The organism is Actinomadura sp. SCN-SB (assembly GCF_043906805.1).
In the GTDB taxonomy this organism is placed as follows: domain Bacteria; phylum Actinomycetota; class Actinomycetes; order Streptosporangiales; family Streptosporangiaceae; genus Spirillospora.
In genome coordinates, this window is the sequence record NZ_JBIMPP010000177.1 from 1 (window position 1) to 791 (window position 791).

Consider the following 791-nt stretch of genomic DNA (forward strand, 5'->3'; position numbering starts at 1 on the left):
TTACCTGGCCGCCAACCCCGACCGGAGGGTCGTCATCGGGCGGGAGCGGCTGCGGCAGTTCCTGCACAAGCACGAGGTCACGTTCCAGCGGACCAAGACCTGGAAGGAGTCCAACGACCCGGCCCGGGAGGCGAAGTTAGCCCGGATCGAGCACGTCACCACGAGTTTTCCCGGTCGGGTGTTCGCCTTCGATGAGTTCGGGCCGCTGACGATCCGCCCGCACCCCGGCGCGGGCTGGGCACCCCGACGTCACCCGGAACGGCAGCCGGCGAATTATCACAAGCTGCATGGGGTCCGGCAGTTCCACGGCTGCTACTCGGTCGGTGATGACACCTTGTGGGGCGTCGTCCGCGAGAAGAAGTCCGCCGCGAACACCCTGGCCGCGCTCAAGTCCATCCGCGCAGCGCGTCCGGACGGCGCACCGATCTACATCATCTTGGACAATCTGTCCGCCCACCGCGGCGAAAAGATCCGCACCTGGGCGCACCGGAACAGGGTCGAGTTGTGCTTCACCCCGACCTACTCCTCCTGGGCCAACCCGATCGAGGCGCACTTCGGACCGCTGCGGACCTTCGTCGTCAACGGATCGAACCACCCCAACCACACGGTGGCCACCCGCGCCCTGCACAAGTATCTGCGCTGGCGCAACGCCAACGCCCGCCACCCCGACATCCTCGCCGCCCAACGACGCGAACGCGCCCGCATCCGCAGCGAGCGCCAACACCGCTGGGGACGACCACGCCGACCCAAAGCCGCGTGATCAAACCCGGCCAACGTTCATGGACAGAGCA

General features: G+C 67.3%; 1 protein-coding gene. It reads left to right on the forward strand.

Going from position 1 to position 791, the window contains the following annotated elements:
• On the forward strand, positions 1-760 hold a 760-nt coding region (locus ACGWYJ_RS38935), incomplete at its 5' end, for an IS630 family transposase (RefSeq protein ID WP_395111723.1).
• Positions 761-791: the final 31 nt, after the last annotated feature.